Genomic DNA, 26,682 nt, shown 5'->3' with positions numbered 1-26,682 from the left:
CCCCCCCCCCCCCCCCCCCCCCCCCCCCCCCCCCCCCCCCCCCCCCCGCGGCCGTACGGCGGCCTCGCTCGGCGCCGTCCGGCGTGCTGGGCCGCGAGGCGCACCGGGGCGTTCACGGCGCCGTACCCCTCGTAGCCGGGGTCACGCTCGACGAGTTCGAAGAAGACCCGGCCGACGGTCTCGGTGTAGCAGTGGCGGAAGGCGCCGCCCGCGTCGCGGTCGTAGAGGATGCCGAGGTCCCGGTAGGCCTCCAGCTCGCCGTGGGCGACGTCGTACCGGGCGGCGAGGTCGTCGTGGTAGTTGGCCGGCACCGGCAGCAGCCGGCCGCCCGCGGCGCGGAAGGCGCGGGCCGCGGCCACCACGTCGTCGGTGGCCAGCGCGATGTGCGCCGCGTGCACGCTGTCGTCGGTGGGCGCCGCGCCGACGGTGAGAGCGATGCGGACGCTGCCGTCCGCGTTGGCGACGGCGCGGCTGCGCAGCAGTCCGTAGGGGTCGGCGAGGTCGACGCTCTCCTGGGCGGTCAGGCCGAGGACGCTGCGGTGGAAGAGCGTGGCCTCGTCGAAGTGGTGCCAGGGCTGGGTGAGGGCGAGGTGGTCGATGCGGGTGATGGAGGGCGCCGGGGTCGCCGCCGTGTCCGGCAGGTCGGCGAAGTCGGCCCGCCAGTCGGGGAGTTCGGGGTCGTCGGTGGCGCAGAAGAACAGTTCCGTGCCGTCGGGGGCGGCGACGGCGTCGAGCGGGGCATCCTCGGGGGCGCGGCGGCGGGGCAGGACGGGGGCGAGGAGAGCTTCCGCGCGGCGGGCGGCCCCGGCGGGGTCCGGGGACGCCAGGCCGATAGCGGCGAGCCGGGTGCCGTCGCGGCGGGCGGTGGCGTCGGTGTTGAGCAGGATGCGGGCCTCGCCGCGCCGCCACAGGTCGACGGGCTTGCTGCGGTGCCGGGCGGCCCGGGTGAAGCCGAGGGCGGTCAGCAGCGCGGTGACGGGTTCGGCGTCCGGGGTGAGGAGTTCGGCGAAGGCGACGCCCGTGGGCACGACGGGTGACGGCAGCCGGCCGGCGCCGGCGGCCTCCCGCAGGAGCAGCAGCGAGCGGTGGGCGTCGACGGCCGTGGGTCCCGCGTCGGCCTGCCGGAAGACATCGTTGAAGACCTCCAGGGACAGCGGGCCCCGATAGCCGGCGGCGAGGACGTGCCGCAGCAGCCCGGCGACGTCGAAGCCGCCCTGGCCGGGGAAGCAGCGGTAGTGGCGGCTCCACTGCAGGACGTCCATGGCGAGCAGCGGGGCGTCCGCGAGCTGAAGGAAGAAGATCTTCTCGCCGGGGATGTCCTCGATGCCCCGGGGATCCGAGCCACGGGAGAGGATGTGGAAGCTGTCCAGGCAGACGCCGAGCGCCGGGTGACCGGCGGCCTCGACGATGCGCCAGGAATGGTCGTAGGTGTTCACGTGCCGTCCCCAGGCGAGCGCCTCGTACGCCACGCGGATACCGAACATCTCGGCCAGCCCGGCCAGCCGGGAGAGCTGACCGGCCGCGCGCGAGTCGTCGTCCAGCGCGTCCGGCGACACGCTGGAGCACACGAGGACGGTGTCGGCACCGAGCCGGTTCATCAGCTCGAACTTGTGCCGGGCGCGGCGCAGATTGCGGGCGAAGACCTCGTCCGGGACGGCCTCGATGTCGCGCAACGGCTGGTACAGGTCGATGCTCAGACCGAGGTCGGCACAGCGGACGCGGACCTCCTCCGGAGTGAGGGGGCTGGCGAGGAGGTCGTTCTCGAAGATCTCCACCCCTGCGAACCCGGCCCGCGCGGCGGCGGCGAGCTTCTCGGTGAGGGAACCACTGAGGGAGACGGTGGCGATGGAGGCGTGCACGGCTGGGCTCCTTGAGGGGGTGTGCTGCGGCGCGCCCCCTGGGGGCGCGGGACTGTGCGCGGTATGCGGCCGCCGCCGGGTGGCGCGCACAGCCGCAGCCGGGCCGCGGCCGTCATCCGACCGGACTTCGCGTGTGCTCGACGCCCACCAGCTCCTCGAAGTCGGCCAGCATCCGCCCGCTGTCCGGCTCCCTCCCCGTGAACAACCGGAACGCGTCCGCGGCCTGGAACACAGCCATCCCGCCCCCGGCGAGAACGGCACAGCCACGCGCGCGGGCGACCCGCAGCAGCTCCGTCCGCAGCGGCCGGTAGACGACCTCGGCCACCCACAATCCGGGGTGCAGCAACTCGGCCAGCAGCGGCAACCCGGGATGCGCGGCCATTCCGGTGGGCGTGGCATGCACCAGCCCCCCTCTCCCGTCGGCCTCGCCGAGCAGCGCGGGCAACCGGTCGGGCGTCGCGGCCTCCGCCCGGCCGGGGCCGAAGCGCCGCAGCAGGCAGTCGCCGAGGGCACGCGCCCGCGCGGCCACCGCATCGACGACGGTGACCCGCCCGGCGCCCAGGGTGAGCAGGGCGTGGGCGGCGGCCGCCCCGGCACCGCCCGCACCGAGCTGGACGACCCGCTCCAGCGGGGCGTCCGGCAGTCCGCGCGCGAAGGACGCGGCGAAGCCGGTGACGTCGGTGTTGTGGCCGACGGCACGGCCGTCCTCGAAGACGACGGTGTTGACCGCGCCGAGCGCCTCCGCGCGTGCGTCGAGTGCGTCGAGGTGGGCGGTGACCAGCTGCTTGCAGGGGTGGGTGATGTTGAGCCCGTCGTAGCCGAGGTCGCGGGTGGCACGGACCAGGTCGCCGACCTCCTCGGGCGCCCGCCGCAGGACATCGAGGTCGAGGAGCCGGTACAGGCAGCGCAGGCCCTGCCGGTCCGCCTCGCGCTGGTGCAGGGCGGGGCTGAGCGAGGGGCCGATCCCCGCCCCGATCAGCCCGACGAGATACGAGTCCTTGGCCACGTGGCCCTCCCGGGGCGGCACTAATGTACGAACCAGTACGTTAGCTATATCAGCCGCGCCGGTGCCGGGGAAGTCCCCGGCACCCCGAGGGACCGTGCTTCTACAATCACCGGCACGCGCACGAGCGCGTCGCCCAGGCGTCACCCGGCCCGAAGGACAGCAATGACCAGCGTCGAAGAACCGGTACGACCCGGGGGACGGGTGCGCGACGCGGCCCGCACCAAGGCCGAGATCCTCGACGTGGCCACGCAGGAGTTCGCACGGGCCGGCTACGACGGTGCGCGCGTGGACGAGATAGCGGCCCGCACCCGCACCACCAAGCGGATGATCTACTACTACTTCGGGGGCAAGGAGCAGCTGTTCACGGCCGTCCTGGAGCGGGCGTACGGGGTGATCCGCGAGGCCGAGCAGCAACTGGACGTCGAGCACCTGGACCCGGTCGCCGCGATCCGGCGCCTGGCCGAGCTGACCTTCGACCACCACGAGCGGCACCCGGACTTCATCCGCCTGGTCAGCATCGAGAACATCCACGGCGCCGAGCACATCGCGGCCTCCGAGAAGCTCGGGACGATCGGCTCCCCGGCTCTGGAGGTGATCCGCCGGATCCTTGCCTCGGGGCAGGAGTCGGGGCTGTTCACGGCCGACGTGGACGCGGTCGACCTGCACGCGATGATCAGCGCGTTCTGCTTCTTCCGGGTGGCCAACCGGCACACCTTCGGCGCCCTGTTCGGACGCGACCTGGTGGACCCCGCCCAGCGGGAGCACTACCGGAGCATGCTCGGTGACATGGTGATCGCCTATCTGACGGCGGAGCGGGCGGCCGGCTGATCGCCGGCCGGACAGGCTCTCGCACCGACTCTTGACACCGACTCTTGACACCGGCGCAACGCGGGCGCAGCATCCCAGCCACCATGACTAACTATCCAGTGGGTTAATTAGTGCCGCGATCCGGCCCTCGCCCGCTCCCTCCCCCTCGCCGGCTCCCTCCCCCTCGTCGCTCGCTCCGCCCTTCCGTGGGGTGGCAGTTTCCCGAAGGAGCACCGCCGTGTCCGTCCCCGCACCCGCGTCCGCCCCCGACGCCCCTCCCGGCCAGCCCCGGAAGGCGGCGACGGCCGCCTGGATCGGCAGCGCCCTGGAGTACTACGACTTCTTCGTCTACGGCAGCGCCGCCGCACTGATCTTCCCGAAGGTGTTCTTCGACTCCTCCGGCCCGGCCACCGCGACCCTGCTGTCGCTGGCCACTTTCGGTGTCGCCTATGCCGCCCGGCCGCTCGGCGCGCTGGTCCTCGGGCACGTCGGCGACCGGCTCGGCCGCAAGAAGATCATGGTGTTCACGCTGGTCCTGATGGGTCTGTCGACGTTCCTGATCGGCTGTCTGCCCACCCGCGCCCAGGCCGGCGCGCTCGCCCCGGCGCTGCTCGTGCTCTGCCGCGTCCTGCAGGGCATATCGGCGGCCGGTGAGCAGGCGAGCGCGAGTTCCATGACCCTGGAGCACGCACCGCCGGACCGGCGCGGGTTCTTCACCAGCTTCACGCTCAGCGGCACCCAGGGCGGCCAGCTCATCGCCACCCTCGCCTTCATCCCGGTCGCCGGGCTCCCCGAGAACCAGCTGCTGTCCTGGGGGTGGCGGGTGCCCTTCTGGCTGAGTGTCGCGGTCGCCGTGGCCGGTCACGTCATCCGGCGCCGGCTGCGCGAGACCCCGGCCTTCGCCCGGCAGGCGGCGACCGAGGGCGTGGTCCGGCTGCCGCTGGTGGTCCTGGTGCGGGACCACTGGGCGGATGTGCTGCGGGTGATCGCGGGTGCGCTCATCGCCTCGGTCAGCACGGTCTTCACGGTGTGGGCACTGGCGTACGCCACCAGCGACGCGGTCGGCATGTCCCGTACGTTCATGCTGTGGGTGGGCGCGCTGGCCAACCTCGCCGCCCTGGCGGCGATCCCGCTGTGGGCCACGCTCTCGGACCGGATCGGACGGCGGCCGGTGTTCCTGGCCGGGGCGGTGGGCAGCGCGGTCGCGATGGCCGGCTACCTCTGGGCGGTCTCCACCGGCTCCCGCCCGCTGACCCTGGTCCTCGGGATCGTCGCGTTCGGTCTCGTCTACAGCGCCGCGAACGGGGTGTGGCCCGCCTTCTACGGCGAGATGTTCGCGACCCGGGTCCGGCTGTCGGGCGTGGCCATCGGCACGCAGATCGGCTTCGCCGTGGCCGGGTTCGCGGTCACCTTCGCCGCCGAGATCGCCGGTCCGGGCGGCGACGACTGGCAGACGGTGGCCCTGTTCACGGCCGCGCTGTGCCTCCCGCCGGCCCTGGCCGCACTGACCGCCCGCGAGACGCACACGGTCCCCACGGAACTCCTCGGGGAACGGCCGGAACGGCAGGCCGCACGGTCGGAGCGGGTCACGGTCTGAGAGCGCCCCCGTACCACCGGTCTGACCGCCTGATCAGGGGCGCGGGTGGCGCGGCTCGTACAGGCCGAGTTCGCCGCCGCCCGGCAGGCGGAGGGCGGTCACCCGGCCCCAGCGGGCCTCCTCCACCGGGCGAGTGAACTCCACTCCCCGTTCGGCGAGTTGGCTCCGTGTCGCGTCGAGGTCGTCGCACATCAGCATCAGCTCGTGCGCGGGCGCGCCGTCCGTGGGGTGGCAGGCCACCTCGGCGGGCGGCGCCCGGAAGATCAGCCAGCCGTGGCCCGCGTCCACGTACGCCCAGCCCAGGGTGTCGCGCAGGAAGGCCCGGTCGGCGTCCGCGTCCCGGCTGTAGAGCACCACGTGTGCACCGTTGATCACGCGCGGAGGCTAGTGCGGCGGACGGGACGCGGCAAGCACCGCGCCGCCGCGCCTTCGGGGGTGTTCTTCCCGTCCCAGGGACCAGTGGCCCTGTCGGGCGCCCCGGTGCGCGGGCAAGCTGGTGACGGGGGACGTGGCCCACGACCTGACGATCATGAGTGGTGGTGAACGCCATGGCCGTACGGTCCGGGAACGGACCTGCGCCGGCCGCATCGCCTGCCGATCCCCGAGGGGATCCGTTCCTTGCGACGCAGTTCGCCGTACCGACGCGTCCCGCGACGTACCTGCGTCGCGAGCGGCTGCTCAGACACCTCGACGACGCCCTTCTCTCCCCGTTGACCGTGGTCAGTGGAGCCGCGGGAGCGGGCAAGACGCTGCTGGCGGCCGACTGGGTCTCGGTGCGGGACGGCCCGGTCGCCTGGCTCACCGCGCGGGTCGCGGGCAACGGGTGCGGAACGTTCTGGGCGTATCTCCTGCAGGCCCTGCGCCGCGCGGGCGTGCCGCTGACGGCCGACGTCGCCCTCCCCACCGAACCCGGACGCGTGCCCGGCGCGCTTCTGCCCCGGCTCGCCGCCGGACTGAGCGGCAGCACGGTGCCGGTGATCGTGGTCATCGACGAGTACGACCGGGTGACCGACCCCGAGATCGCGGACCAGCTGGAATTCGTCCTCCAGCAGGCGGGAGCCGGCGTACACCTGGTCCTGGTCACCCGCACCGAACCGCTGCTGCCGCTGCACCGCTACCGGGCGGCCGGCACGATCACGGAGCTCCGGAACGCCGAGCTGGCCCTCACCCGCGACGAAGCGGCGGACCTGCTGGCGCTGCACGGGCTGCGCCTGCCGGCCGGCGACGTGGACGCGCTGGTGGAGCGCACCCGGGGCTGGGCGGCCGGACTGCGGCTGTGCGCGCTGGCCGCGCAGGCGGAGCCCGATCCGGGCACGTATCTGAAGGAGTTCGAGGCCGACCGCAGCACGATCGCCGACTTCCTGCTGGCCGAGGTGCTCAGGCGGCAGCGAGCCGAGACGCAGGATCTGCTCCTGCGGATCAGCATCCTCGAACGCTGCTGTCCGGATCTCGCCAACGCCCTGACCGGGCGCACCGACGCCGGACTCGTGCTGAGCGACCTGCACCGCGAGAACGCGTTCGTCGAGTACCTCGGGCACGCCTGGTTCCGGCTCCATCCGCTCTTCGGGGAGATCCTCCGCGCCCGCCTGCGGGCGTACCGGACGGGTCTGGAAGCCGACCTCCACCGCCGCGCGGCACGGTGGCTGCGTCGCTCGGGCTCGCTCGGCGAGACGCTCGGCCACGCCGCCGCAGGGCACGACTGGGCGAGCGCCGCCGGTGCCCTCATCGGCGATCTCGCCATCGGGGAGTTCTTCACCGGTCTGCGCGCCGACGATCTGTCCGAGCTGTTCTCCCGCATGGGTCCCGAGCCCGACGGCCCCGCCACGGACCTCGTCCGTGCGGCCCGCGCACTGTCCCGTTGCGACGTCGAACGCGGTCTTTCCCGCCTGCGACGGGCGGCGCGGGCGCTGGCACCGCAGCACGGACCGCCCGAGGACGAGGCAGCCGACGTGGCCGCCGCCCGGCTGAGCTGCGCCTTCCTGGAAGCTCTGGCAGCACGCCTGACCGGCGCGCCGCAACGCGCGGAGACGGCGGCGCAGGCCGCTGAGCAGTTGCGGCAGGCCGTTCCCGCCGGGCTTCTGCACGAGCACCCCGAGCTCACCGCCCTCCTGCTCACCCATCTGGGGTCGGCGCGCCTGTGGGCCGGCCGTGTCCGCGAGGCACGAGCGGCCCTGACCACGGTGGTCGACTCCGGTCGTGCCGAGGCCACGGCGCAGGCACGTCAGGAGTGTCTGGGCCACCTCGCGCTGATCGACTATCTCAAGGGCTGGCCGGGCCGGGCCGAGCGCACCGCGTCGGCCCCGGTGACCGCGGCGGACCGCGGCGGGCCGCCCCCGGCGTCCGGGCCGGGGCTGACGTCCCTGGTCCTGGCGGCGGTTGCCGTCGACCGCGACGAACTGGACCGCGCCCAGGTGCTCCTCGACGCCGCGACGGACGCCCCCCGCCTGCCGCTGGACCCGGTGACGCGGGCGGGGGAGGCCATCGTCACCGGGCGTCTGTGCCTGGCCCGCGGAGACACGCGGGCCGCGCTCGAAGCGGCGGACCGGGCCGTCACCGCGGAAGTGGCCTCTCCCTGGGCCGCGGCGCACACGGCGTCGGTGGCCGCCGCCGCTCATCTCGCCGAGGGCCGGCCGGAGCTGGCCGTCGAGCTGCTGGAAGAGGGGTCCGGCGGCGAGCCGGTGTGTCTGGTGGGAGCCGCGCAGGCGGAGCTGGCCATGGGCCGGCCCGAGGCCGCGGCCGAACTCCTCGAAAGGGTCCGGCCACAGGGCAGCCTCGGTCCCGCCATCACGGTACGGGCCGCACTGGTCGCAGCCCAGATGGCAGGCGAGGCCGGGGACGCCGCCACCCAGCGCCGGCTCACCGCCCGAGCCCTCCGGCAGGCCCGGCGCGAGCGCCTGCGGCGCCCGTTCCTGGACGCGGGCCCCTGGCTGCGCCCCCTGCTGCGCACCGGGCCGTTGCACGCACTGGCCGCGGGGTGGCTCACCCCCGGCCCGGAGGCGCCGGGCGGTCCGGTCCGGCCCGAGGATCGGACGCCGCTGCCGGTGGTGGAGGAGCTGAGCGCACGCGAGATCGACGTCCTGCGCCGGCTGGCACAGATGATGTCGACGCAGGAGATCGCCGCCGACCTGTACGTGTCGGTCAACACGGTCAAGACCCATCTCCGCAGCGCCTACCGGAAGCTGGCCGTGAACCGGCGCCACGACGCGGTACGCCGCGCACGCGCCCTGGGACTTCTGTGACGGCCCGGGACGCGTACTCCTCCCGCCGGCCGGACCGCGCGGCGCCCGTCGCCGGTATCACCTTCCCCGGGTGAAGCGGAGCGGTGGGCGGCGGGCGGAGCATCGTACGGACAGGGACGAAGACGCTCCCCGGGGAGACCGGGGAAGCGTGGAAGACCTGGGGAAGAGCGGCTCATGCGCTACGAGATTCGCGTCGAAGGACAGCTGACCGAGCCGCTGGTCAAGGCGTTCCCCGAGCTGGACCACGTACTGATGGCCGGTCAGACCATCCTGTTCGGACCGGTCGTCGACGAGGCACACCTGTACGGGCTGCTGGCCCGCTGCCAGTCACTGGGCTTGCGGGTGCTCGAGATACGCCAGTCGCCGTCGTGACCCCGCCTCTCCGCGGCGGCCGCACGCTCATGGCTCCTGAGCCTCACTCAGGCGACGGCCTTGGGGCGCGGCGAGGCCGAGCGCACGATGAGCCGCAGCTCCCGCCCGAAGAGAAGGAACACCGCCGGCAGGCCGCCGGTGAGGAACAGCGCGGTGACGATCCCGCCGCGCCAGTCCAGCGGCAACAGGCAGGAGGCGGTGACGGGGCCGGCCGCGGCCATGACCGCCCGGGCGACGGACACGGCCGTAACCCTGGGCCCCGGCCCGCGGGCGAGGCGCGCCCGCCGCGGCGGGGTGCGCTGCTTCCCGGCAGCCGCTGGACCGGTCATCTCGTGCCTCTTCGTCCGCTCCGCGGCGGCCGGCCGCCGGCCCTCGGTACTCACCTCACCGTCCTGGCCCCTGGTACGGATCACCCGCCAGGGGTGACGCCCACGGCGACCGGGCGGCCGACGCTGGCCCGGTGAGGTCGCCCCGCCGCCGGCCGGCCGGTGTCCCCGATGCCGCCGACGGCGCTCCCGTTCAAGGAGGAGTCATGGCTTCCGGCACCGCTTCCGGCCCGTCCGGTCCGGGTTCGCCCGCGCAGGCCGGTCATGTCCTGACCGCCGAGGAACACGCGGAGTATCTGCGGCTCCGCCGCGCCTCACGCCTGCGCCACCGGGGACTGCGCCGTCTGGGCGCATCGGTCCTGCTGGTGCTGACGCTCGTGTTCGCTCCGCTGGCCGTCGTGGCGGTCTGGGTGCACGACACGGTCGCCGACACCGACCGGTACGTGCAGACCGTGGCGCCGCTCGCCTCCGCTCCGGCCGTCCAGAACGCCCTGGTGAACCGGCTGACCGCACGCGTGGTGGCCAAGGTCGACGTCGAGGCGGTGACGGCCTCGCTGACCAAGCTGCTCGCGGACAACGGGGCGCCGCCCCGTGTGGTCGACGCGTCGGGGGCGCTGACCGGCCCGCTGCGCTCCGCCCTGCAGACGGTCGTGCACCGGACCATCGACCGCGTGGTGACCAGTGACGTCTTCGAGGAGGCCTGGGTGGTGGCCAACCGGCGCGCGCAGTCCTCGGTGGTGGGCATGCTCACCGGAGAAGGACAGGGGGCGCTCCGGGCGCAGGGCGACACCGTCCAGCTCGACATCGGAGTGGTGATCGACCAGGTACAGAAGCGACTTGTCGACGCAGGCTTCAAGCAGGCCTCCGCCATCCCGCAGGTCGACCGCTCGGTCACCCTGTTCCGCACCGACAAGCTGCACAGGGCCCAGAACGCGATGCGGCTGCTCGACATCCTCGGCGACTGGATGCCCGTACTGGCCCTCGCCACGGCCGCCGCGGCCGTGTGGGCCGCCCCGGGACACCGGGTGATGCTGCTGGTCACCTCCCTGGGCGTCGCCGCCATGATGATCGTGCTGCTGGTGGCACTGGTCGTCGCACGGCGGATCTACCTCGACTCGGTACCCCCGGCCATGCTGCCGCCCGATGCCGCCGCGGTGATCTTCGACACCTTTGTCCGTTTCCTGCGGGACAGCGTCCGAACCCTGCTCGTCGTCTCCCTGATCACGGCGCTGGCGGCCCTGCTGTACGGGCCGAGCCGGGCGGCCCGGGCCGTGCGGTCCGTGGCGCAGAAGGGCGCCACGGCGGCCGGGCGGCAACTGGGCCGCGCCGGCCTGCACACCGGCCCCTTCGGACAGTGGCTGGCCGTGAGCCGGCGGTGGACCACCGGTGTCACCATCGGGGCCGGTGTCCTGTTCCTCGTGCTGTTCAACCACCCCACGGTGGGTGTGGTTGTGCTCGTTGCGCTGGTGGTCATCGCCGTGCTCGCCGTCACGGCGGTCCTGGCCGCGGCATCGGAGCCGGCCGCCGGCCGGGCGCATCCGTCCTCCTCGTGACGGCCGCCTCACCCGCCCCGGGTGAGGCGGGCGCACCTCCCTGCGGCGGACGCTGAGAGCCGGAACCGGTCCCCGCCGGCAGCGGGCCGTCCGTCACCAGCCACTGATCACCCCACACAGAAACGAGGTCGCGCGATGACCACCACGCACAGCGCGCACACGCCCACCGCCGCACAGCAATGGGCGTCCGGTCTGACGGCGTTCGGCGCAGTCATGCTGATGCTCACCGGGGTACTGGACATCTTCCGCGGCATCATGGCGATCGCGCATGACGACGTGTTCCTCGTGACGCGCGGCTACGTCTTCCGGTTCGACCTCACGGGCTGGGGCTGGGCCCATCTGGTCCTGGGCGTCCTCGCGCTGGTCGTGAGCTACGGCCTCCTGCGCCGCGCCACCTGGGCGCGCGCGTGCGGAGTGGCCCTCGCCGCACTGATCATCATCGCCAGCTTCCTCTCGCTGCCGTACTACCCGGTCTGGTCGATCGTGGTGATCGCCTTCTCCGGATTCATCATCTGGGCCCGGTGCGTGGTGGGGGACGACGGCGCCCCCAGCTCCTTGGCCTGAAGGCCGTACCGAGCCGGGTTCCGCGGTGAGGGCGATGATCGTGACGATGGTGTCGGTGCCGGAGGGGGACACGACACGGATCTCCGTGCCGGAGGCGCGGCGGCGGCTCGCCACGGACCGCTTCCTGCTTCTCGGGGTCGAGCTGCCGGAGGACCCGGAGGATACGCAGGAGGGCCCGGAGGACGAGCCGCCGGCCCGTGTGCTCGGGCTCGACGCCGAGGAGCTGGCCTGGTTCGGCAGACGGGGCGAGACCGCGCGGGCCGAATTCCTGGGCGACGTCGCCGGATTCGTCGTGCCGGTGGTCCAGGACGGGCGGGTCACCCATGTCCACGCGCTGGCCGGCGAACGTTTCCTGGTCATCGCCCACCGGGGGCGGGCTGTTCTGGCCGCGGGCATCACGGCTCAGCTGCGGCAGGAGAAGCCGCACGACGCCGTGGCCACGCTGTTCCTGCTGCTCCAGGAGGCGCTGGCGACGTTCAGCCGTGAGGCCGTGCAGGCGCTGCTCCAGGTGGAGGAGCTGGAGGACGACATGTTCGAGGAACGGCGGCCCGAGCAGCTCTACCGGCTGTCCCAGCTGCGCCGCCGTGCCGCCCTCCTGCACCGCTCGCTGCTGCCCTACCTGCAGGTCGTCGAGGAGGTCGTCACCCGCAGGATGATGAGCCAGGACTTCCCGGTGGAACGGCAGCGGCTCGTCCAGGAGTTCCAGCGTGCGGCACGGCTGGTGCTGGCGAACATCGAGTCCCTCCATGACTCCGCCCGCCGGGCCCTCTCCAGCTACGCGTCCCTGATCGCCGGCGAACAGAACGGCATGATCAACCGGTTGGCCATCGTGTCGGTCATCTTCCTGCCCCTGTCGTTCCTGACCGGCTTCTTCGGTATGAACTTCGCTTTCCTCACCGACGAGTTGGAGAGCAGGGTGGTCTTCTGGCTCCTCGGCGTGGGACTTCAGGTGGCTGCCGTGTTCGTGGCCTGCTACATGCTGCACCGCACCGGCATCTGGCGGAGGCTGCGGGAGGAGGACTAGGGCCCCTGCGGCGGATCACGCCGAAGTCGCGGGCCCTGGGCCACCGCCGCGTCGAGCAGCGGGCCCAGTTCCCGTGCGGCCGTCGTCAGCGGCCCGGTGTCCCCTGCGGCGCGGGCCATCAGGATCGCGCCCTCCAGGGTGCTGATCATGAGCGTGGCGAGGGAACCGGCGCGGGTCGCGGGCACGCCCATGCCGGTCAGGGCCTCGGCGAGCGGGCCGCGCCAGGTCTCGAACGCGGCGGCCACGGCCTCACGGGTCGAGCCGTCGGCGAAGGCGCACTCCACGGTCGCGGCGGCCACCGGGCAGCCCGCCGCGAATCCGTCCGCCGTGTACTCGTCGGTCCACTGCGCGACCATCGCCGCGAACAGACCGCTCGGCGTCGGCTCCCGCAGCCCCGCCATGAAACGCGCGATCCGGTTGCCCGCGTACCGTCCGGCCCAGCCGACCGCCTCGTTGACCAGTTGTTCCTTACCGCCCGGGAAGTAGTGCTGGAGGGAGCCGCGTGGTGCGCCGGCGTGCGCGGCGACCTCGCGCATGCCGGTCGCGGCGACGCCCTCGCGCCGGATGAGCTGGGCGGCGCTGAACACCATCCGCTCCCGCGGCCCCCGTCGCGCCTCGCTCATGGCCGGCCTCCTCCGATCCTCATCGCGGCCAGTCTATGACCGGCGTCATAACGGCGGCTACTATGACAGCGGTCATAGTCGGCTTGCGGAGCGGAGGACGATCCCCGTGCACGTGGGTTTCATCGGTCTCGGAGTGATGGGCCGGCCCATGGCCCGGCGCCTGGTGTCCGCCGGCACCCCCCTGGTGGTCTGGAACCGGACGGCGGAACGCGCCGCTGGGCTGCGCGCGGCCGGCGCCTCGGTCGCCGCGGACGCCGACGAGGTGTTCGCACGCTGTGACGTGGTGCTGCTGATGCTCGCCGACGAGGCCGCCGTCGATACCGTCCTCGGCTGCGGCACACCCACGCTCGCCGCACGCGTCGCGGGGCGCACGGTCGTACACATGGGCACCACCTCCCCCGAGTACTCCCGCGCCCTGGAGACGGACGTGCGGGCCGCCGGCGGCCGGTACGTCGAGGCGCCGGTCTCCGGATCACGGGTGCCGGCGCAGGAGGGCCGGCTGGTGGCGATGCTCGCCGGGGAGCCGGACGCCGTGGACGCGGTACGGCCGCTGCTCGCGCCGTTGTGCCGGGAGACGTTCGTGTGCGGTCCGGCGCCCGGCGCGCTGCTGATGAAGCTGTCCGTGAACCTCTTCCTGATCACGCTGGTGACCGGACTGACCGAGGCGTTCCACTTCGCCGAGCGCCAGGGCCTGGACCGGCGTCTGTTCCTGGACGTCCTCGACGCGGGCCCCATGGCCAGCGGCGTCTCCCGGATGAAGGCGCCCAAGCTGCGCGAGCGGGACTTCGCCGTCCAGGCGGCCGCGCTGGACGTACTGAAGATCAACCGGCTCATCGCCGAGGCGGCCCGCAAGGCCGGACTGGCCTCCCCCCTCCTCGACGTGTGCCACGCACTGTTCGAGGAGACGGTGGCGCAGGGGTACGGCGGCGAGGACATGGTCGCCGTGCTGCGCGCGCTGGAGACGCGGACCGCTGCGATGCCGTAGCCGGGCAGCGGCGGGGGCCGAGCCCGTTGTGACCGGTCGCCGCCGGTCAGCGCTTCGGGGCGCCGTAGACGCGGTCGACGTGCAGGCGCACCACGAGGCGCCGGTCACGGACCATCGCGGCCCGGTAGTCGTCCCAGTCCGGGTGCTCGCCGAGCACGTCCCGGTAGAGCCGGATCAGCTCCTCGACGGTCTCGTCGTGCGGGTCCCGGGCGACCGGGGACAGCTCGGCCGTGCCCTCGGCGACCGTGTACGCCCAGCGGTCGGCGCTCGTGACGTGGTACGAGGCACGCGCGTCGCGGCGCAGGTTGCGGGTCTTGGCGCGGTCGTCGGTGACCGAGATCCGGATGATCCGCTCCTCGGGGTAGTAGGCGTGGCTGACGTTGGACAGCTGGGGGCGGCCGTCGCGCTTGAGGGTGACCAGCACCCCGCCATGGCCGTCGGAGAGGAGGTCGAGCAGCGCGTCCTGCGTGGAGTCCTGAGTCATGACTGGGTCAACCCGCCGCGGCGTGCCGGGCATTCCCGCGCTCGGCTCCCCGGGAGAGCGTTTGGTAGGCACTGTCTACGGGCGCCTGGTAGACAGTGCCTATGACTGAGTCCGAGATCGGATTGCGCGAGCGCCTGGTCGACGTGGGTGTGGAGCTGCTGGCCGCCGAGGGGCTGCAGGCGCTCACCCTGCGGGAGATCGCCCGGCGCGCCGGGGCTTCGACGACCTGGCCGGGCGGATCTCACAGACGCTCGGGCACGGGCCTGGCGGACCGCGCGCGCAGGTGGCGGCGCTGGCGCGGGCATATCTGGAGTTCGCGCCGGACAACCCCGGCATGTACGAGCTGATGTTCCGTCACGATCTGCTGGAGAGCGGGCAACTGGGGCTGCGGGAGACGAGCCCTCCGCTGTTCGGGGTGCTCGCCGGGCTGGCCGGTGAGGGCCGGCCCGGGGCCGACGCACGGCGGGCGGCGGGCGCGTTGTGGGCGCACCTGCACGGGATCGCCCAGCTGTGGCGCTGGCGCAGCCTCCAACTCGCCGTCGACGAAGATGACTTCACACCCCTGCCGGATGCGGTGCTGCTGGCTCACCTGGGCGCGGAGGGCGGCCGGTGAACCGGCGGTGGATACTGGCGAGCAGTGTGGCGGGCGCGGTGGTCGTCGCGCTGGACGGTACGGTCCTCACGGTCGCACAGCCCCGGCTGCAAAGGGACCTGGGTGCGTCGTTCACCGAGGTGCAGTGGACCAGTACGGCGTATCTCGTCGCGGTTGCCGCTCTGCTGGTGTTCGCGGGGCGGCTCGGTGACCGGTACCGGCAGCGGCGGGTGTTCGCCCTCGGCCTGCTGGGGTTCGGGGCGGCGTCGGCGGGGACCGGCGTCGCACCCGCAGTGGGCCGGGTGATCGGACTGCGTGCGGTCCAGGGGGTGTTCGGGGCGCTGCTGCAGCCGGCCACGCTGGGCATGCTGCGGGCCGCGTTCCCGCCGGACCGCCTGGCCAGGCCCCTCGCCGTGCGGACGGCCGCGATCGGACCGGCGGCCGCAGCGGGGCCCCCTGGTCGGCGGGGCACTGGTGACCGGGCTCGGCCGGCGGGCGGTGTTCCTCCTCAACGTGCTGCCCGCGCTCGTGTTCGGCCTGCCGGCCCTGCTGCGGCCGGAACCGCCCGCCGCGGGCTCCCGGACACCGCTGGACGTGCCGGGTGCCGTGCTGCTCGCGGTGTCCCTGTCCTGTCTGGTGCACGCCCTGACCGCGCGCCCCGTCTCCACGGCGGGACTCGTCGCCGCCGCGCTGACCGCTGCCGTCCTCGTACGGCACGAACGGCGTACGGCGAGCCCGCTGCTGCCGGCCGCGATCATCGGCTCCCGGGCCGCCGGGGCGGCGCCCGGGGTGCTGGTCGTCGTGTCGGCGGCCCTGTTCGGCGCCCTGTTCGTGGCCACCTACGTGCTGCAACGGCGGCTCGGCCTCGACCCGTTGCACAGTTCGGTGCGCAGTCTGCCCCTGGCCGTGCTGATGGTGGCGTCCGCCGCGCTGTGCCCGCTGCTGCTGCGCCGGTTCGGGGCACGCGGTACGACGACGGCGGCGACGGCCCTCGTGGCGCTCGGTGTCCTCGTGCTGTCCGGGGCCACGTCCGCGACGGCGTTCGGCTGCGCGTTCGGACTGCTGGGCGCCGGATTCGGGACGGTGATGGTGGCGGCGACGCAGGTGGTCGTACGGCGTGCGGAGGTGGCGGTGGCCGGCGTGGCGGGCGGGCTGCAGCAGACGGCCCTGAACGTCGGCCCGGCCGTGGGCGTGGCCACGGCGACCGTGCTGCTGGGCGCCGGAACCGGACCTGCGCTGCTCGCCCTGGCGGCCGTGGCGGCACTCGGCGTACCGCTGTCCCGCGCGCTGCCCGGCCCGGACGAGAACCGTCCCGCGCCCGGCACCGGGAAGCAGCCGCGTGCTGCTGGGCCCGCCGGCGTCGCGTCCCTCACACACCCCGCCGATCAGCCGGTGGGCGGGGAGCTTCCTGCGGGACGATGAGAGGCGGGTGACCCCGGCGGCCAGCCGGGGGCGTCGCGGATGAGCGGACCGGAGGAGAGCGATGGCACAACTGCGGCAGGAAGCCGACCCGCGTGAGGCGGGCCTGGACGCCGGGGCGCTGGACCGCCTGGACCGGCAGCTCGCCCACCACGTCGACCAGGGGCGGCTGCCCGGCTTTCTGGTGGCCCTGTCCCGCGGCGGCCGGGTCGCCCATCTCACCACGTACGGCCGGCGCGATGTCGCGGCCGGTCTGCCGGTCGAGTCCGACACCCTGTGGCGGATCTACTCGATGACCAAGCCGGTCACCGCGGTCGCGGTCCTGCTGCTGGCGGAGGAGGGCAGGCTGTCCCTGGACGACCCGCTGGAGCGCCATCTGCCCGCCTTCGCCGACCCCGTGGTGTACGAGGGCGGCTCGGGCACGGAGGTGCGCACCCGCCCGGCCGCCGGCCCGATCCTGATCCGGCATCTGCTCACCCACACCGCGGGCCTGACCTTCGGTTTCTACTACCGGCACCCCGTCGACGCCCTCTACCGCGAGGCCGGACTGGAGTACTCGGTGCCGCCGGGCAAGGACCTCGCCGAGACGGTCGAGGTCTACGCGCGGATGCCGTTGCAGTTCGATCCGGGCACGCAGTGGAACTACTCGGTCGCCTCGAACGTACTGGGCCGGGTCGTCGAGGTGGTGTCCGGACAGCCGCTGGACGCGTTCTTCGCCGAGCGGATCCTGCGCCCGCTCGGCATGACCGACACCGGTTTCCACATCGCGCCCGAACAGGAGGACCGGCTGGCCGAGTTGTACGGCGAGACGGACGCCGGCGGGATCGAACCGGTGCCCGGGCTGCCGGTGCACGGCCGGCCACGGTTCCTGTCCGGCAGCGGCGGCCTGGTCTCCTGCGCGTACGACTTCCACAGGTTCATGGAGATGCTGCGCCGGGGCGGCGAACTGGACGGCGTGCGGCTGCTGTCCGCCGACAGCGTCACACGGATGACCCGCAACCAGCTGCCCGGGAACGCGGTGGTGCGGTCCTTCGGCTCCCCCGTGCACCAGGAAAGCGGCAACGACGGGCTCGGCTTCGGCTTCAACGTGTCGGTGGTGACCGACCCCTCCCGCACCCTGGCCCCGTCCAGCCTCGGCACGTACGGCTGGACCGGCGTGGCCACGACCGCGTTCTGGGTCGATCCGGCCCACGAGTTGACGGTGCAGTTCATGTCGCAGGTACGGCCGCGGACGCTGAAGATCTTCCCGGAGCTGCGCCGGCTCGTGCACGAGGCACTGGCGGACTGAGAGCCGGGCGCGCCCGCCGCCCGCCTTCCGCGCCGGAAGAGGCGGCGGGCGGCACGCTCGTTCAGGAGCCGTGGGCGACGGCGTCCAGATGGGGCAGGATGTGGTCCATCCGCTCCCGCTTGGTGCGCAGATAGGTGATGTTGCTCTCGCACGGCTCGATCAGCAGCGGCACCTGCTCGGCGACCTGGATGCCGTGCCGGACCAGCGCCTCCCGCTTGCGCGGGTTGTTGGACATCAGGCGGACCGAGCGCACCCCGAGGTCGTGCAGGATCTCGGCCGCGACGCCGTAGTCACGGGCGTCGACGGGCAGGCCCAGCGCGAGGTTCGCCTCCACCGTGTCCAGGCCCTCCGCCTGCAGTGCCATCGCGCGCAGCTTGGCGAGCAGTCCGATCCCGCGGCCCTCGTGGCCCCTCAGGTAGACGACGATCCCGCTGCCCTCGGCGACGACGGCGCGCAGCGCGGACGCCAGTTGGTCGCCGCACTCGCAGTGCCGGGAGCCGAAGGCGTCCCCGGTCAGGCACTCGGAGTGCAGCCGGGTCAGCACGTTCTCGGTGCCGATGTCGCCGTACACCAGGGCCACTTGCTCGTCACCGCGGTCGTGGTCCAGGTAGCCGATCGCCTGGAATTTCCCGTACACGGTGGGCAGCGGGGCATTCACGACGCGTTCCGCGCCCGAGCGCCGCGAGGACTTCTTGCCGAGTACGCCGAGGTTGGCGCCGGTGTTTTCTGTCATGATCTGATTCCTAAGCAGAGACGAAAGGCCGTGAAATTATGAGTGGTTCGGGCGCGCGTGCGGCGGCATCCGGGGTGACGAACGACGTGGCGAACGGCGTACTGCCGACGGACACCACGCAGGACGTACGACGGCGGGGGGCGGGCGTTTCAGCACAGGTCGCCGTCCTTCCCGTCGGGAGCTTCGAACAGCACGGTCCGTTCCTTCCGCTGGCGACCGACACGCTCGTCGCCTGTGCCGTGGCGCGGGAGATCGCCGCCGCGTACCCGGTGCACCTCCTCCCCCCGGTGACGGTCTCCTGCTCGCACGAGCACGCGGACTGGCCGGGGACCGTCAGCATCTCCTCCGTGACCCTCCATGCGGTGGTCCGGGACATCGCGGCGTCGCTGCGCCGCTCGGGCGTCGACGCGCTGGTCGTGGTCAACGGGCACGGCGGCAACTACGTGCTCGGCAACGTCGTCCAGGAGGCCTCCGCGCGCGGCGAGCGGATGGCGCTGTTCCCGGCCGGCGAGGACTGGGAGACGGCGCGGGAGCGGGCGGGGGTGCACACCTCGCTGCTCACCGACATGCACGCGGGAGAAATCGAGACCTCGATTCTGCTGCACGCTCACCCCGAATTCGTCCGCCCTGGTTACGAGTCCGCCGATTTCACCGCTGACGACCGTCGTCATCTGCTCACCGTGGGAATGTCCGCCTATACCGAATCGGGCGTCATCGGCCGTCCTTCCCTGGGGTCGGCGGAAAAGGGGAAGGAACTCCTGACGAGCCTGGCGGAATCCTTCGCGCCGTATTTCGCGTTGCTCACCTCGGCGGAGGGGCGCGGGTAGTCCCCCGCGGCGGGATCCGGCCCGTCCGGTGCGGCGGCCGGGCCGGAGTCCGCCGTCGCGCCCGCGGCGCGCAGCCCCGTGTACCAGCGCACGACGAGCACCACGGCGCCGGGCAGGCTCGCCACGAAACTCAGCACGCCGTACACGACGGCGACGGCGACACCCGTGCTCGCGCCGAGTCCCGCGGCGCCGAACGCCCAGGCGGTGACGCCCTCGCGGGGGCCGAACCCACCGACGTTCAGCGGCAGGCCCATGGCGACCAGGGCGAGGACCGCGAGCGGGACCAGCACCGCGACGGAGGCGGCGCAGCCGGCGACCCGGGCCGCCACGACGAACATCGCCAGGTGCCCGGCGAGGACCACGGCGGAGGACAGGGCGATGCCCGGTCCGCCCCGGCGGGAGAGCAGGCCCTGGCGTGCCTCGCCGAGGGCGGTGCGCAGGCCTCCGGCCCGGCGCGAGGGCGCCCGGTTCATGCGGACGGCGACGCCGACGGCGAGCGCCCCCGCCGCGGCGAGGGCCACCAGCGGGGCGAAGTCGCGGGCCTCGGCGCGGACCGGGGACGGCAGGGCCGGCAGCACCGCCGCGGCGAACACGGCCAGCGCGAGCTGCCCGGCGACGCGCTCCAGTACGACGGCCTTCACCCCGCGTCCCAGGTCACCGGTGCTCTGTCCGTGCCGGACCGCCCGGTGCACATCGCCCAGGATCCCGCCGGGCAGCGCCGCGTTCAGGAACAGCGCCCGGTAGTAGTCGGCGACGGCGCCGCCCAGCGGCAGCCGGATGCGCAGGCCTCGGGCCACCAACTGCCAGCGCCAGGCGCTGAGCACGGTGGTGATCACACCGATGCCCAGCGCGGCCAGCACCGCCGGCGTGTCGATCCGCCGCAGCCCGTCGAGGAACACGCCCGTGCCCAGCCGCCACAGCAGGACGCCGAGGATGACGACACCGGCGGTGCTGCCGAAGTGCGTGCGCAGCGCGCGGAGTCCGGGACGCCGGGTGCCGCGGGGCCGCTCCGCCTCGGGGGCACAGGACGGCGGCTCGGTGAGCGCGGGCGGGGGTGCGGCCGAGGGCGCGGGCGGTTGGAGAAGCCGGGTGCCTGCGGCGCGGGCCGCCTGCGCGGTGCCGACGCCGTGGCCCGCGGGGGCGGGTGCCGGGCCCGGGCCGGCAGCGGGTACCCGCGCACCGGTTGCGACGGCCCGGTGCGCGGCCTCCGGCGTGGCCGACCGCGGGGTCATGACGCCTCGCCCGTCGGCCGGGGCAGGGCCAGCAGGTCGTCGTGATGGACCACGACCCGCAGTTCACCGGCCGCGCAGGCGGCGAGCCGGTCGCGCAGATAGCGCTCGGCACGGTCGCGCAGCGCGGGCCGCTGTTCCACGGCGGCGCCCACCCAGCCGCGCAGCCACTGCTCGGTCAGCGCCGACTCCTCGGGGCCGAGGCGCCACGGGCTCGGATGCACCTGTACGGCGGCTCCGCGCTCGGCGAACTCCTCGCGGGCCGCCGTGACCGCGTCCGGGCCGAGCAGTCCTCCGCGCCGCTGGTGGGCGTTGAACGCCTCGGTGATCTCCGCGTCCAGCGGGTCGGCCGGGGTGAGTTCGACGCGTCCGGCGACGGAGAGGGTCAGCAGCGCGGGGCAACCGGCGCCCACGCAGGCGTCGGCGAGGGCGGCGACCTCCTCGCGGGTGAGGACGTCGAGCAGCGCGGAGGCGGTGACCAGCGAGGCGCCGGCCAGCGCGTCGGGGGTCAGCAGGGCCACGTCGCCGCGCCGGGTCTCGACGGTGACGCGGCTGCCGTCGGCGGCGGAGCGCGGGGAGGCCACGGCGGCGAAGTGCAGCAGGTAGGGGTCGCGGTCGTGCAGGACCCAGTGCTGGCCGGCGTCCAGGCGGGGCGCGAGCCAGCGGCCCATCGAGCCGGTGCCGCAGCCCAGGTCGTGCACGGTCAGTGCGCCGGTGCGGCCGGGGAGGTTCGCCAGCCGGATCCGCAGCGGGTCCAGCAGGTCCCGCGCGCGGGCGGCCGCGTCGGCGCCTTCCCGCAGCCGCAGCCATTCGGGCGCGTACCGGGGCGGTTCCTCGGGCTCGTCGTCGCGCAGCCGTACGGTGGCCCGCTCACCGCTGCTGCCGACGGGCCCGGCGCCGGCGACGACACCGGACTCCACATGGCCTCCCCCGTCGGCGACGGCACCGCCGTCCTCCCCCGCACGACAGGCCCCCGCAGCCCCCGGGTCGACGGGAGTCCGGCCCTGCGCATGACCGGCCTCGCGCACCGGCCCGGCCTCGTCCTCGGTCCCGCGCACCGGCTCCGCCTCCCTCGGCCCGGCCTGGGCCGGGATCGATGCCATGCCGTTCGTCGTGCTCCGTGGCCCGGTCATGCCACCCTCCTCGGGGGTTCGGGGAGCCGGGTGAGGACACCGGCGATGCTGCGGGCGGTGGTGGCCCAGCCGTCGAGCGCGGCACGGCGGCCGCGGGCCGCGGCCTTGAGCCGGCGGCGTACGTCGGGTTCGCCGAACCAGCCGCGCAGTTCGGCGGCGAGCGCGGCGGGGTCCTCCGGCGGGACGAGGATGCCGGGCACTCCGCCGTCGGGGGCGCGGCCGACCGCCTCCGGCAGGCCGCCCACGTCGGTGGCGAGGACCGGGATGCCGCGGGCCAGGGCCTCGGTGACCGCCATGCCGTAGGTCTCGGCGTAGGAGGTGAGGACCATCAGGTCGGCGGCGGCGTACGTGGCCTCCAGGTCCGGGCCGGAACGCGGGCCGGTCAGGTGCAGCCGGTCGGCGAGGCCGTGCCGGGCGATCAGCTCCCGCAGGTGGGCCACGTACCCGGGATCGTGGCCGAGTCCGCCGACCAGTTCGCAGGTCCACGGCAGGTCCCGTACCGCCGCGAGCGCCTCCACGAGCCGGTGCTGGCCCTTGCGCGGGGTGACCGAGGCCACGCACAGCAGGCGCGAGACGCCGTCGGTGCCGGGCGCGAGCGGCGCGATGTCGGCGCCGGGGGCGGCGACATGCACCCGGCCGGGGGCGAGTCCGTGGTGGGAGACGAGCCGGCGCACGGCCCAGTCGCTGGTCGCGACCACGGCGGGGACGGCGCGCAGCACGGCGCGTTCACGGGCGTCGAGGTCGGCGGCGACGTCCGGGGCGAGGCCGGTCTCGTCGCCGAGCGGCAGATGGACCAGGACGGCCAGGCGCAGCCGTTCGGCCTCCGGGGCGATGATCTCCGGGACACCGCAGGCGACGAGCCCGTCCAGCAGGACCGCCGTGTCGTCCGGCAGGTCCCTCAGGGTGCGGGCGAGGCCGTCGCGGGCGGCCCGGTCGGGGCGCGGCCAGGTGCCGGGTGCGGCGTGCGGCGTGACCTGCCAGCCGAAGCCGGGCAGGTCCAGGCAGACGCGGCGGTCATAGGCGTTGCCGCCGCTGGGCGCGGCCGGGTCGTCGACGCCGCCGGGCAGGACGAAGTGGACGGTGCGCAGGGACATGGGGGTGATTCCGGCCTTCTCGGCGGCGGGCTGCGCCGGCACGTAGGGCAGGCGGGCCGGCGCCGTGGTCGTCTCGGTCACAGGCCACGCTCGTAACTCGCCCAGGCGACATGGGACTCGTGCAGGGTGACGGTGATGCCCGCGAGGCCCTTGGCGCCCTCGCCGAGCGCGCCCTTGTGGACGCGTTCGGCGAGCCGGTCGGCGACGACCTTGGCGAGGAACTCGGTGGAGGTGTTGATGCCGGCGAACTCCGGTTCGTCGTCGAGGTTGCGGTAGTTCAGCTCGGCGGTGATGGCGCCCAGTTCCTGCGTGGCCAGGCCGATGTCGACCACGATGTTGTCCTCGTCCAGCTGCTCGCGGCGGAAGGTGGCGTCCACGAGGAAGGTGGCCCCGTGCAGGCGCTGCGCGGGCCCGAACACCTCGCCGCGGAAGCTGTGGGCGATCATGATGTGATCGCGGACGGTGATGCTGAACAACGGACGACCCTCCAGGTACGGCGCGTCTGGTCCCCCTGTCCTTACCCGTAGGGGGATGCCGTGTAGTACGGCTCTCCGCCTCCCCGCGTTCAGCTCCCTCTCACTCTTTTCTCAGGTCAGGCCGGTCTCGGCGTACCGGACCCGGTGACACAGGGCGGGGATGTCGCCCGAGGCGAGCTTCGGCATGACGTCCGGGAGTTCGTCGAAAGCGCTCTCCCCGGTGATGAGCGCGTCCAGTGCCGGGTCGGCGAGCAGGTCCAGGGCAAGCGCCATCCGGTCGGCGTAGCCGCGGCCGGGGCGGGCGGCCGGGGAGACGGTGCCGACCTGGCTGCTGCGCACGGTGAGCCGGCGGGAGTGGAAGGCCTCGCCCAGCGGCAGGGCGACGCGCCGGTCGCCGTACCAGCTCAGTTCCACGACCGTGCCCTCGGGGGCGAGGAGTTGCAGGGCGCGGGTGAGGCCGGCCTCGGTGGCGCTGGCGTGCACGAGGAGGTCGCAGTCGCCGAGGGCGCCGTCGGGCGTGGCGAAGTCCACACCGAGCGCCTCGGCCGTCTTCGCGCGGGCGGGGTCGGCGTCGACGAGCTGCAGCCGGACGCCGGGGAAGCGGGCGAGCAGCGCGGCCACCGAGCAGCCGACCATGCCGCCGCCGACCACCGCGATCCGGTCGCCGATCAGGGGCGCCGCGTCCCACAGGGCGTTCACAGCCGTCTCCACGGTCCCGGCGAGCACGGCCCGCTCCGCGGGCACCCGTTCGGGCACGACGGTGACGGCGCTCACCGGAACGACGTAACGGCTCTGGTGCGGGTACAGGCAGAAGACGGTGCGCCCGAGCAGCGCGGCCGGGCCCTCCTCCACGATGCCGACGCTGAGGTAGCCGTACTTCACCGGGCCGGGGAAGTCGCCCTCCTGGAACGGCGCCCGCATCACGGCGTGCTGGCTGTCCGGCACTCCGCCGCGGAAGACGAGCGTCTCCGTGCCGCGGCTCACTCCGGAGTACAGGGCGCGCACCAGGACCTCGTCCTCGGCGGGCTCCGCGAGGGTGACGTCGCGCAGTTCACCGTGGCCGGGCGAGCGCAGCCAGAACGCGCGGGCCGAGCGGTTCATCGGCATCCTCCTGAACGATGGGGAAGTTGTTCACGTACCGAGAAGTGCACAGGCCGCGCACAGTACGCGGCGTTGATCGACTCTGTCACTCGGCCGGAGGGTGTGCGGTGGCCCTGAACAACACGTATGACGCGAGGCTCCAGCAGGAGACCGCTGTGGGAGCGGGCGTACAGCTGCTGCTGCTCGCCCTGCTCGGCACGGCGATAGGCATGGGGCCGGCCGGCTGGCTGACGGGGCTGGCGTTCGCGTTCGCCACCTGGGCGGTGCTCTCCCGTGCGCTGCACCGCTCCCACCTGCGGTCCTTCGGCCCCGCGAACCGGGTCACACTCGGCCGGGCGACCTTGGTGGGCGGGGTGACCGCGCTGGTCGCGGACTCCTTCGAGAGTGCGCCGCCGGTGACCCTGCTGGTCGCCCTGACCGCCGTGGCACTGCTGCTGGACGGCGTGGACGGCAAGGTGGCCCGTCGCACCGGAACGTCGACCGCGCTCGGTGCGCGCTTCGACATGGAGGTCGACGCGTTCCTGATCCTGGTGCTGAGCGTGTACGTGTCCACGCAGCTCGGCCCGTGGGTGCTGCTGATCGGCGGCATGCGGTACGCCTTCGTCGCGGCCGCCCGCGTCGCCCCCTGGCTGAACGCCCCGCTGCCGGCGTCCTTCGCCCGCAAGACCGTCGCCGCGATCCAGGGGATCTGCCTGCTGGTGGCCGGCGCCGGCCTGCTCCCCCACCTGGCGAACCTGGCGATCGTGCTGCTGGCCCTGGGTTCGCTGATGTGGTCCTTCGGCCGGGACGTGCGATGGCTGTGGCGTGCGTCCCGGGTGACGGTGGAGACGCCGGCCGGCGCAAGGGTGCTGGAGCTGGCGACGCGCTGAGCCGGCCCGGCGGGAGCAGAGCCGGAGCAAGGTGAGGGCCCGGACCGGTTGCCGGTCCGGGCCCTCCCATGGTTTCGCCTTCTACGCCGGCTTCACCGGTTACGACCGCACGGACCGGCTCCGTACGATGGCGAACGCGGCGGCCGCGAGGCCGAGGACGCCGACGACGAGCCCGGCGATGCCGAGCCCACGGGCCGTGGAGTCGCTCGTGCCGGCCGCCTTGGCGGCGGCGGTCTTCGCGGGGGCCGGTGCGGCGCTCTCGTCACCGGCCGTCAGCTTCAGCACGGGGGCCGGGTTCTCCGGCTCCTGACCGCCGGCCGGCCCCTCGATCCAGCGCACGACCTTGCCGTCGGAGTAGGTCTGCAGGGTCTTGAACACCAACTGGCCGGTGTCATCGGGAAGTTGACCGAAGGCGACGTTGAAGTCCTCGTACTGCCCGGCGTCGATCTTCCCGCCGCTGAAGGTGATCTCGGAGGCGGCCTCGGTGATGGTGCCGTCGTCGGTCTTGACCGGCTTCCTGAGCTTGGTGGTGGTGACCTTCGCGGTCCAGCCGTCCTGCGGGTGGACGAGCACGCCGAGGACGGGGTGGTCGGTCGGCAGGAAGACCTGCACCTTGGTGGTGGAGGCGCTGTCCTCCTCGTTCGGGACGCGGAAGGTCAGCACACCGTCGGTGGCTCCCTTGGCATAGCTCTCGGGGTGGACGGTGACGTGCGCGGAAGCGGCACCGGCGGCCAGCAGGACCGTGGTGGCGGCGAGGGCCGCGACGGTGCCGGCGCGGCGGGCGGTGAGACGTGATGCGGACATGATGGGTCGATCTCCGTACGGTTGACGTGAGGAACGGGGTCAGAGCGAGTACGGGATCGAGCACGGTGGTCCGCGCCGGCTGACGGCATGCCGCAGCAGGGCCGGACGGGGCGCTTCGGGGGCGGCCGGGACGCGCGGGCCGGCATCGGCGGCGGGCAGCGGGGTGCCGCGCCACCAGGCGGACAGGCCCCACACCAGCGTGGCGGCCCGGCGCAGCAGCGACCACAGAGCGGCCTCGCCCCGCCGCAGCCACCAGGAGGCGGCGAGCGCGGCGAGCAGGTGGGCGGCGGTGGCATGGCCGGTGAGCTGCGGGTACGCCGTGACGTGGGCTGCCGCCTGCGGGCGCATCGCGGCCATGGTGTGGCCCGGCATGGCGGCCATGCCCACGGTGCCGGGGCCGGAACGGGCGGCGTCGAAGCCGAGGTGCAGTCCGGCCTGGGTGAGCAGCATGGCCGCGCCGATGCCGGGCAACGACCGCTCCCGGCCGCCGAGAACCGAGCCGAGTGCGAACACGCCGAGGAAACCGGCCGCGTCGGCCCACAGCGGCGGCGGAGCCCCCATGGCGAGCCCGTGCCCGGCGGCAGCGAGCAGCACGCACACCGCGGCGAACACCACGGCACGCAGACCTCTCACCGCCGGGGACGCGCTCATGGTGAGGGATCCTCCCACGGCTGGGTG

General features: G+C 73.9%; 24 protein-coding genes and 3 pseudogenes. 13 read left to right on the top strand and 14 right to left on the bottom strand.

What is annotated here, in order from left to right:
• Both ACZ7HQ_RS10455 and ACZ7HQ_RS10450 read right to left on the bottom strand, forming a co-directional pair.
• On the bottom strand, positions 1-1,859 hold a 1,859-nt coding region (locus tag ACZ7HQ_RS10455; RefSeq protein ID WP_470987033.1), incomplete at its 3' end, for a bifunctional sugar phosphate isomerase/epimerase/4-hydroxyphenylpyruvate dioxygenase family protein.
• 112 nt (positions 1,860-1,971) lie between these two features.
• Positions 1,972-2,865 (bottom strand): shikimate dehydrogenase, encoded by an 894-nt coding sequence (locus ACZ7HQ_RS10450; RefSeq protein WP_470987032.1) that lies wholly within the window; start codon positions 2,863-2,865, stop codon positions 1,972-1,974.
• Positions 2,866-3,027: 162 nt separating this feature from the next.
• Between ACZ7HQ_RS10450 and ACZ7HQ_RS10445 the strand changes: the two genes are divergently transcribed.
• Both ACZ7HQ_RS10445 and ACZ7HQ_RS10440 read left to right on the top strand, forming a co-directional pair.
• Entirely contained in the window at positions 3,028-3,693 is a 666-nt protein-coding gene (locus tag ACZ7HQ_RS10445; protein WP_470987031.1) for a TetR/AcrR family transcriptional regulator, read from the top strand.
• A gap of 217 nt (positions 3,694-3,910) precedes the next feature.
• Positions 3,911-5,269 (top strand): MFS transporter, encoded by a 1,359-nt coding sequence (locus tag ACZ7HQ_RS10440; protein WP_470987030.1) that lies wholly within the window; start codon positions 3,911-3,913, stop codon positions 5,267-5,269.
• Positions 5,270-5,302: 33 nt separating this feature from the next.
• Here the strand turns inward: ACZ7HQ_RS10440 and ACZ7HQ_RS10435 are convergent, their stop codons facing one another.
• Positions 5,303-5,644, bottom strand: coding sequence for a VOC family protein (locus ACZ7HQ_RS10435; protein WP_470987029.1), 342 nt, complete (start codon positions 5,642-5,644; stop codon positions 5,303-5,305).
• A gap of 173 nt (positions 5,645-5,817) precedes the next feature.
• Between ACZ7HQ_RS10435 and ACZ7HQ_RS10430 the strand changes: the two genes are divergently transcribed.
• On the top strand, positions 5,818-8,508 hold the full coding sequence (locus ACZ7HQ_RS10430; protein WP_470987028.1) for a winged helix-turn-helix domain-containing protein: 2,691 nt from the start codon (positions 5,818-5,820) through the stop codon (positions 8,506-8,508).
• A 174-nt stretch (positions 8,509-8,682) separates the two neighbouring features.
• Positions 8,683-8,880, top strand: a complete 198-nt coding sequence (locus tag ACZ7HQ_RS10425; protein WP_470987027.1) for a hypothetical protein — start codon at positions 8,683-8,685, stop codon at positions 8,878-8,880.
• Between the two features lie 47 nt (positions 8,881-8,927).
• Here the strand turns inward: ACZ7HQ_RS10425 and ACZ7HQ_RS10420 are convergent, their stop codons facing one another.
• Complete coding sequence (locus ACZ7HQ_RS10420) at positions 8,928-9,263, bottom strand: hypothetical protein (RefSeq protein WP_470987026.1); 336 nt, start codon at positions 9,261-9,263, stop codon at positions 8,928-8,930.
• Positions 9,264-9,412: 149 nt separating this feature from the next.
• Between ACZ7HQ_RS10420 and ACZ7HQ_RS10415 the strand changes: the two genes are divergently transcribed.
• From ACZ7HQ_RS10415 to ACZ7HQ_RS10405, 3 genes are all read left to right on the top strand, one after another.
• Positions 9,413-10,759, top strand: coding sequence for a hypothetical protein (locus tag ACZ7HQ_RS10415; RefSeq protein ID WP_470987025.1), 1,347 nt, complete (start codon positions 9,413-9,415; stop codon positions 10,757-10,759).
• A gap of 135 nt (positions 10,760-10,894) precedes the next feature.
• Positions 10,895-11,323, top strand: a complete 429-nt coding sequence (locus ACZ7HQ_RS10410) for a DUF7144 family membrane protein (RefSeq protein WP_470987024.1) — start codon at positions 10,895-10,897, stop codon at positions 11,321-11,323.
• A gap of 34 nt (positions 11,324-11,357) precedes the next feature.
• Positions 11,358-12,347 (top strand): CorA family divalent cation transporter, encoded by a 990-nt coding sequence (locus ACZ7HQ_RS10405; RefSeq protein ID WP_470987023.1) that lies wholly within the window; start codon positions 11,358-11,360, stop codon positions 12,345-12,347.
• Here the strand turns inward: ACZ7HQ_RS10405 and ACZ7HQ_RS10400 are convergent.
• Positions 12,344-12,970 carry a TetR/AcrR family transcriptional regulator gene (locus ACZ7HQ_RS10400; protein WP_470987022.1) on the bottom strand — a complete coding sequence of 209 codons (627 nt, stop codon included), beginning with the start codon at positions 12,968-12,970 and terminating at the stop codon, positions 12,344-12,346. The genes ACZ7HQ_RS10405 and ACZ7HQ_RS10400 overlap by 4 nt on opposite strands.
• On the opposite strand from ACZ7HQ_RS10400, the gene ACZ7HQ_RS10395 reads away from it, so the two are divergent.
• Complete coding sequence (locus tag ACZ7HQ_RS10395) at positions 12,882-13,955, top strand: NAD(P)-dependent oxidoreductase (protein ID WP_470987020.1); 1,074 nt, start codon at positions 12,882-12,884, stop codon at positions 13,953-13,955. The genes ACZ7HQ_RS10400 and ACZ7HQ_RS10395 overlap by 89 nt on opposite strands.
• Before the next feature lie 46 nt (positions 13,956-14,001).
• On the opposite strand, the gene ACZ7HQ_RS10390 is transcribed toward ACZ7HQ_RS10395, so the two are convergent.
• Positions 14,002-14,439, bottom strand: coding sequence for a PPOX class F420-dependent oxidoreductase (locus ACZ7HQ_RS10390; protein ID WP_470987019.1), 438 nt, complete (start codon positions 14,437-14,439; stop codon positions 14,002-14,004).
• 101 nt (positions 14,440-14,540) lie between these two features.
• On the opposite strand from ACZ7HQ_RS10390, the pseudogene ACZ7HQ_RS10385 reads away from it, so the two are divergent.
• The 3 genes and pseudogenes from ACZ7HQ_RS10385 to ACZ7HQ_RS10375 all read left to right on the top strand — a co-directional run bounded on the left by ACZ7HQ_RS10385 (position 14,541) and on the right by ACZ7HQ_RS10375 (position 17,738).
• Positions 14,541-15,052: pseudogene (locus ACZ7HQ_RS10385) on the top strand (TetR-like C-terminal domain-containing protein).
• Positions 15,049-16,453: pseudogene (locus ACZ7HQ_RS10380) on the top strand (MFS transporter). Before ACZ7HQ_RS10385 ends, ACZ7HQ_RS10380 begins: the two co-directional pseudogenes overlap by 4 nt.
• Positions 16,454-16,514: 61 nt before the next feature.
• Positions 16,515-17,738, top strand: coding sequence for a serine hydrolase domain-containing protein (locus ACZ7HQ_RS10375; protein WP_470987017.1), 1,224 nt, complete (start codon positions 16,515-16,517; stop codon positions 17,736-17,738).
• A gap of 61 nt (positions 17,739-17,799) precedes the next feature.
• Here ACZ7HQ_RS10375 and ribA read toward each other — a convergent pair whose 3' ends face one another.
• On the bottom strand, positions 17,800-18,471 hold the full coding sequence (ribA, locus tag ACZ7HQ_RS10370; RefSeq protein WP_470987016.1) for a GTP cyclohydrolase II: 672 nt from the start codon (positions 18,469-18,471) through the stop codon (positions 17,800-17,802).
• A 38-nt stretch (positions 18,472-18,509) separates the two neighbouring features.
• On the opposite strand from ribA, the gene ACZ7HQ_RS10365 reads away from it, so the two are divergent.
• On the top strand, positions 18,510-19,298 hold the full coding sequence (locus ACZ7HQ_RS10365; protein WP_470987013.1) for a creatininase family protein: 789 nt from the start codon (positions 18,510-18,512) through the stop codon (positions 19,296-19,298).
• A gap of 167 nt (positions 19,299-19,465) precedes the next feature.
• On the opposite strand, the pseudogene ACZ7HQ_RS10360 reads toward ACZ7HQ_RS10365, so the two are convergent.
• The 5 genes and pseudogenes from ACZ7HQ_RS10360 to ACZ7HQ_RS10340 all read right to left on the bottom strand — a co-directional run.
• Positions 19,466-20,530 (bottom strand): annotated as a pseudogene (locus tag ACZ7HQ_RS10360) (lysylphosphatidylglycerol synthase transmembrane domain-containing protein); the annotation flags it as partial.
• On the bottom strand, positions 20,527-21,660 hold the full coding sequence (locus tag ACZ7HQ_RS10355; protein WP_470987012.1) for a class I SAM-dependent methyltransferase: 1,134 nt from the start codon (positions 21,658-21,660) through the stop codon (positions 20,527-20,529). The gene ACZ7HQ_RS10355 and the pseudogene ACZ7HQ_RS10360, both read right to left, overlap by 4 nt.
• Positions 21,657-22,835: a glycosyltransferase family 4 protein gene (locus ACZ7HQ_RS10350; RefSeq protein ID WP_470987010.1), complete on the bottom strand. Its 1,179-nt coding sequence runs from the start codon at positions 22,833-22,835 to the stop codon at positions 21,657-21,659. Before ACZ7HQ_RS10350 ends, ACZ7HQ_RS10355 begins: the two co-directional genes overlap by 4 nt.
• Positions 22,832-23,230: a 6-pyruvoyl trahydropterin synthase family protein gene (locus ACZ7HQ_RS10345; RefSeq protein WP_470987009.1), complete on the bottom strand. Its 399-nt coding sequence runs from the start codon at positions 23,228-23,230 to the stop codon at positions 22,832-22,834. Before ACZ7HQ_RS10345 ends, ACZ7HQ_RS10350 begins: the two co-directional genes overlap by 4 nt.
• Positions 23,231-23,341: 111 nt before the next feature.
• Positions 23,342-24,331, bottom strand: a complete 990-nt coding sequence (locus ACZ7HQ_RS10340; protein ID WP_470987008.1) for a zinc-dependent alcohol dehydrogenase — start codon at positions 24,329-24,331, stop codon at positions 23,342-23,344.
• 107 nt (positions 24,332-24,438) lie between these two features.
• Here ACZ7HQ_RS10340 and ACZ7HQ_RS10335 point away from each other — a divergent pair, with 107 nt between their 5' ends.
• On the top strand, positions 24,439-25,200 hold the full coding sequence (locus ACZ7HQ_RS10335; RefSeq protein ID WP_470987007.1) for a CDP-alcohol phosphatidyltransferase family protein: 762 nt from the start codon (positions 24,439-24,441) through the stop codon (positions 25,198-25,200).
• A 99-nt stretch (positions 25,201-25,299) separates the two neighbouring features.
• Here the strand turns inward: ACZ7HQ_RS10335 and ACZ7HQ_RS10330 are convergent, their stop codons facing one another.
• Positions 25,300-26,004, bottom strand: a complete 705-nt coding sequence (locus ACZ7HQ_RS10330) for a YcnI family copper-binding membrane protein (RefSeq protein WP_470987006.1) — start codon at positions 26,002-26,004, stop codon at positions 25,300-25,302.
• A gap of 39 nt (positions 26,005-26,043) precedes the next feature.
• The gene (locus ACZ7HQ_RS10325) at positions 26,044-26,655 is read right to left on the bottom strand and encodes a hypothetical protein (RefSeq protein ID WP_470987004.1); all 612 of its coding nucleotides are present in this window, start codon (positions 26,653-26,655) and stop codon (positions 26,044-26,046) included.
• Positions 26,656-26,682: the final 27 nt, after the last annotated feature.

Source organism: Streptomyces sp. NPDC037290 (assembly GCF_055603245.1).
Note: the sequence above shows the minus strand (reverse complement) of the source record. Positions and strands in the feature narration are given on the sequence as shown.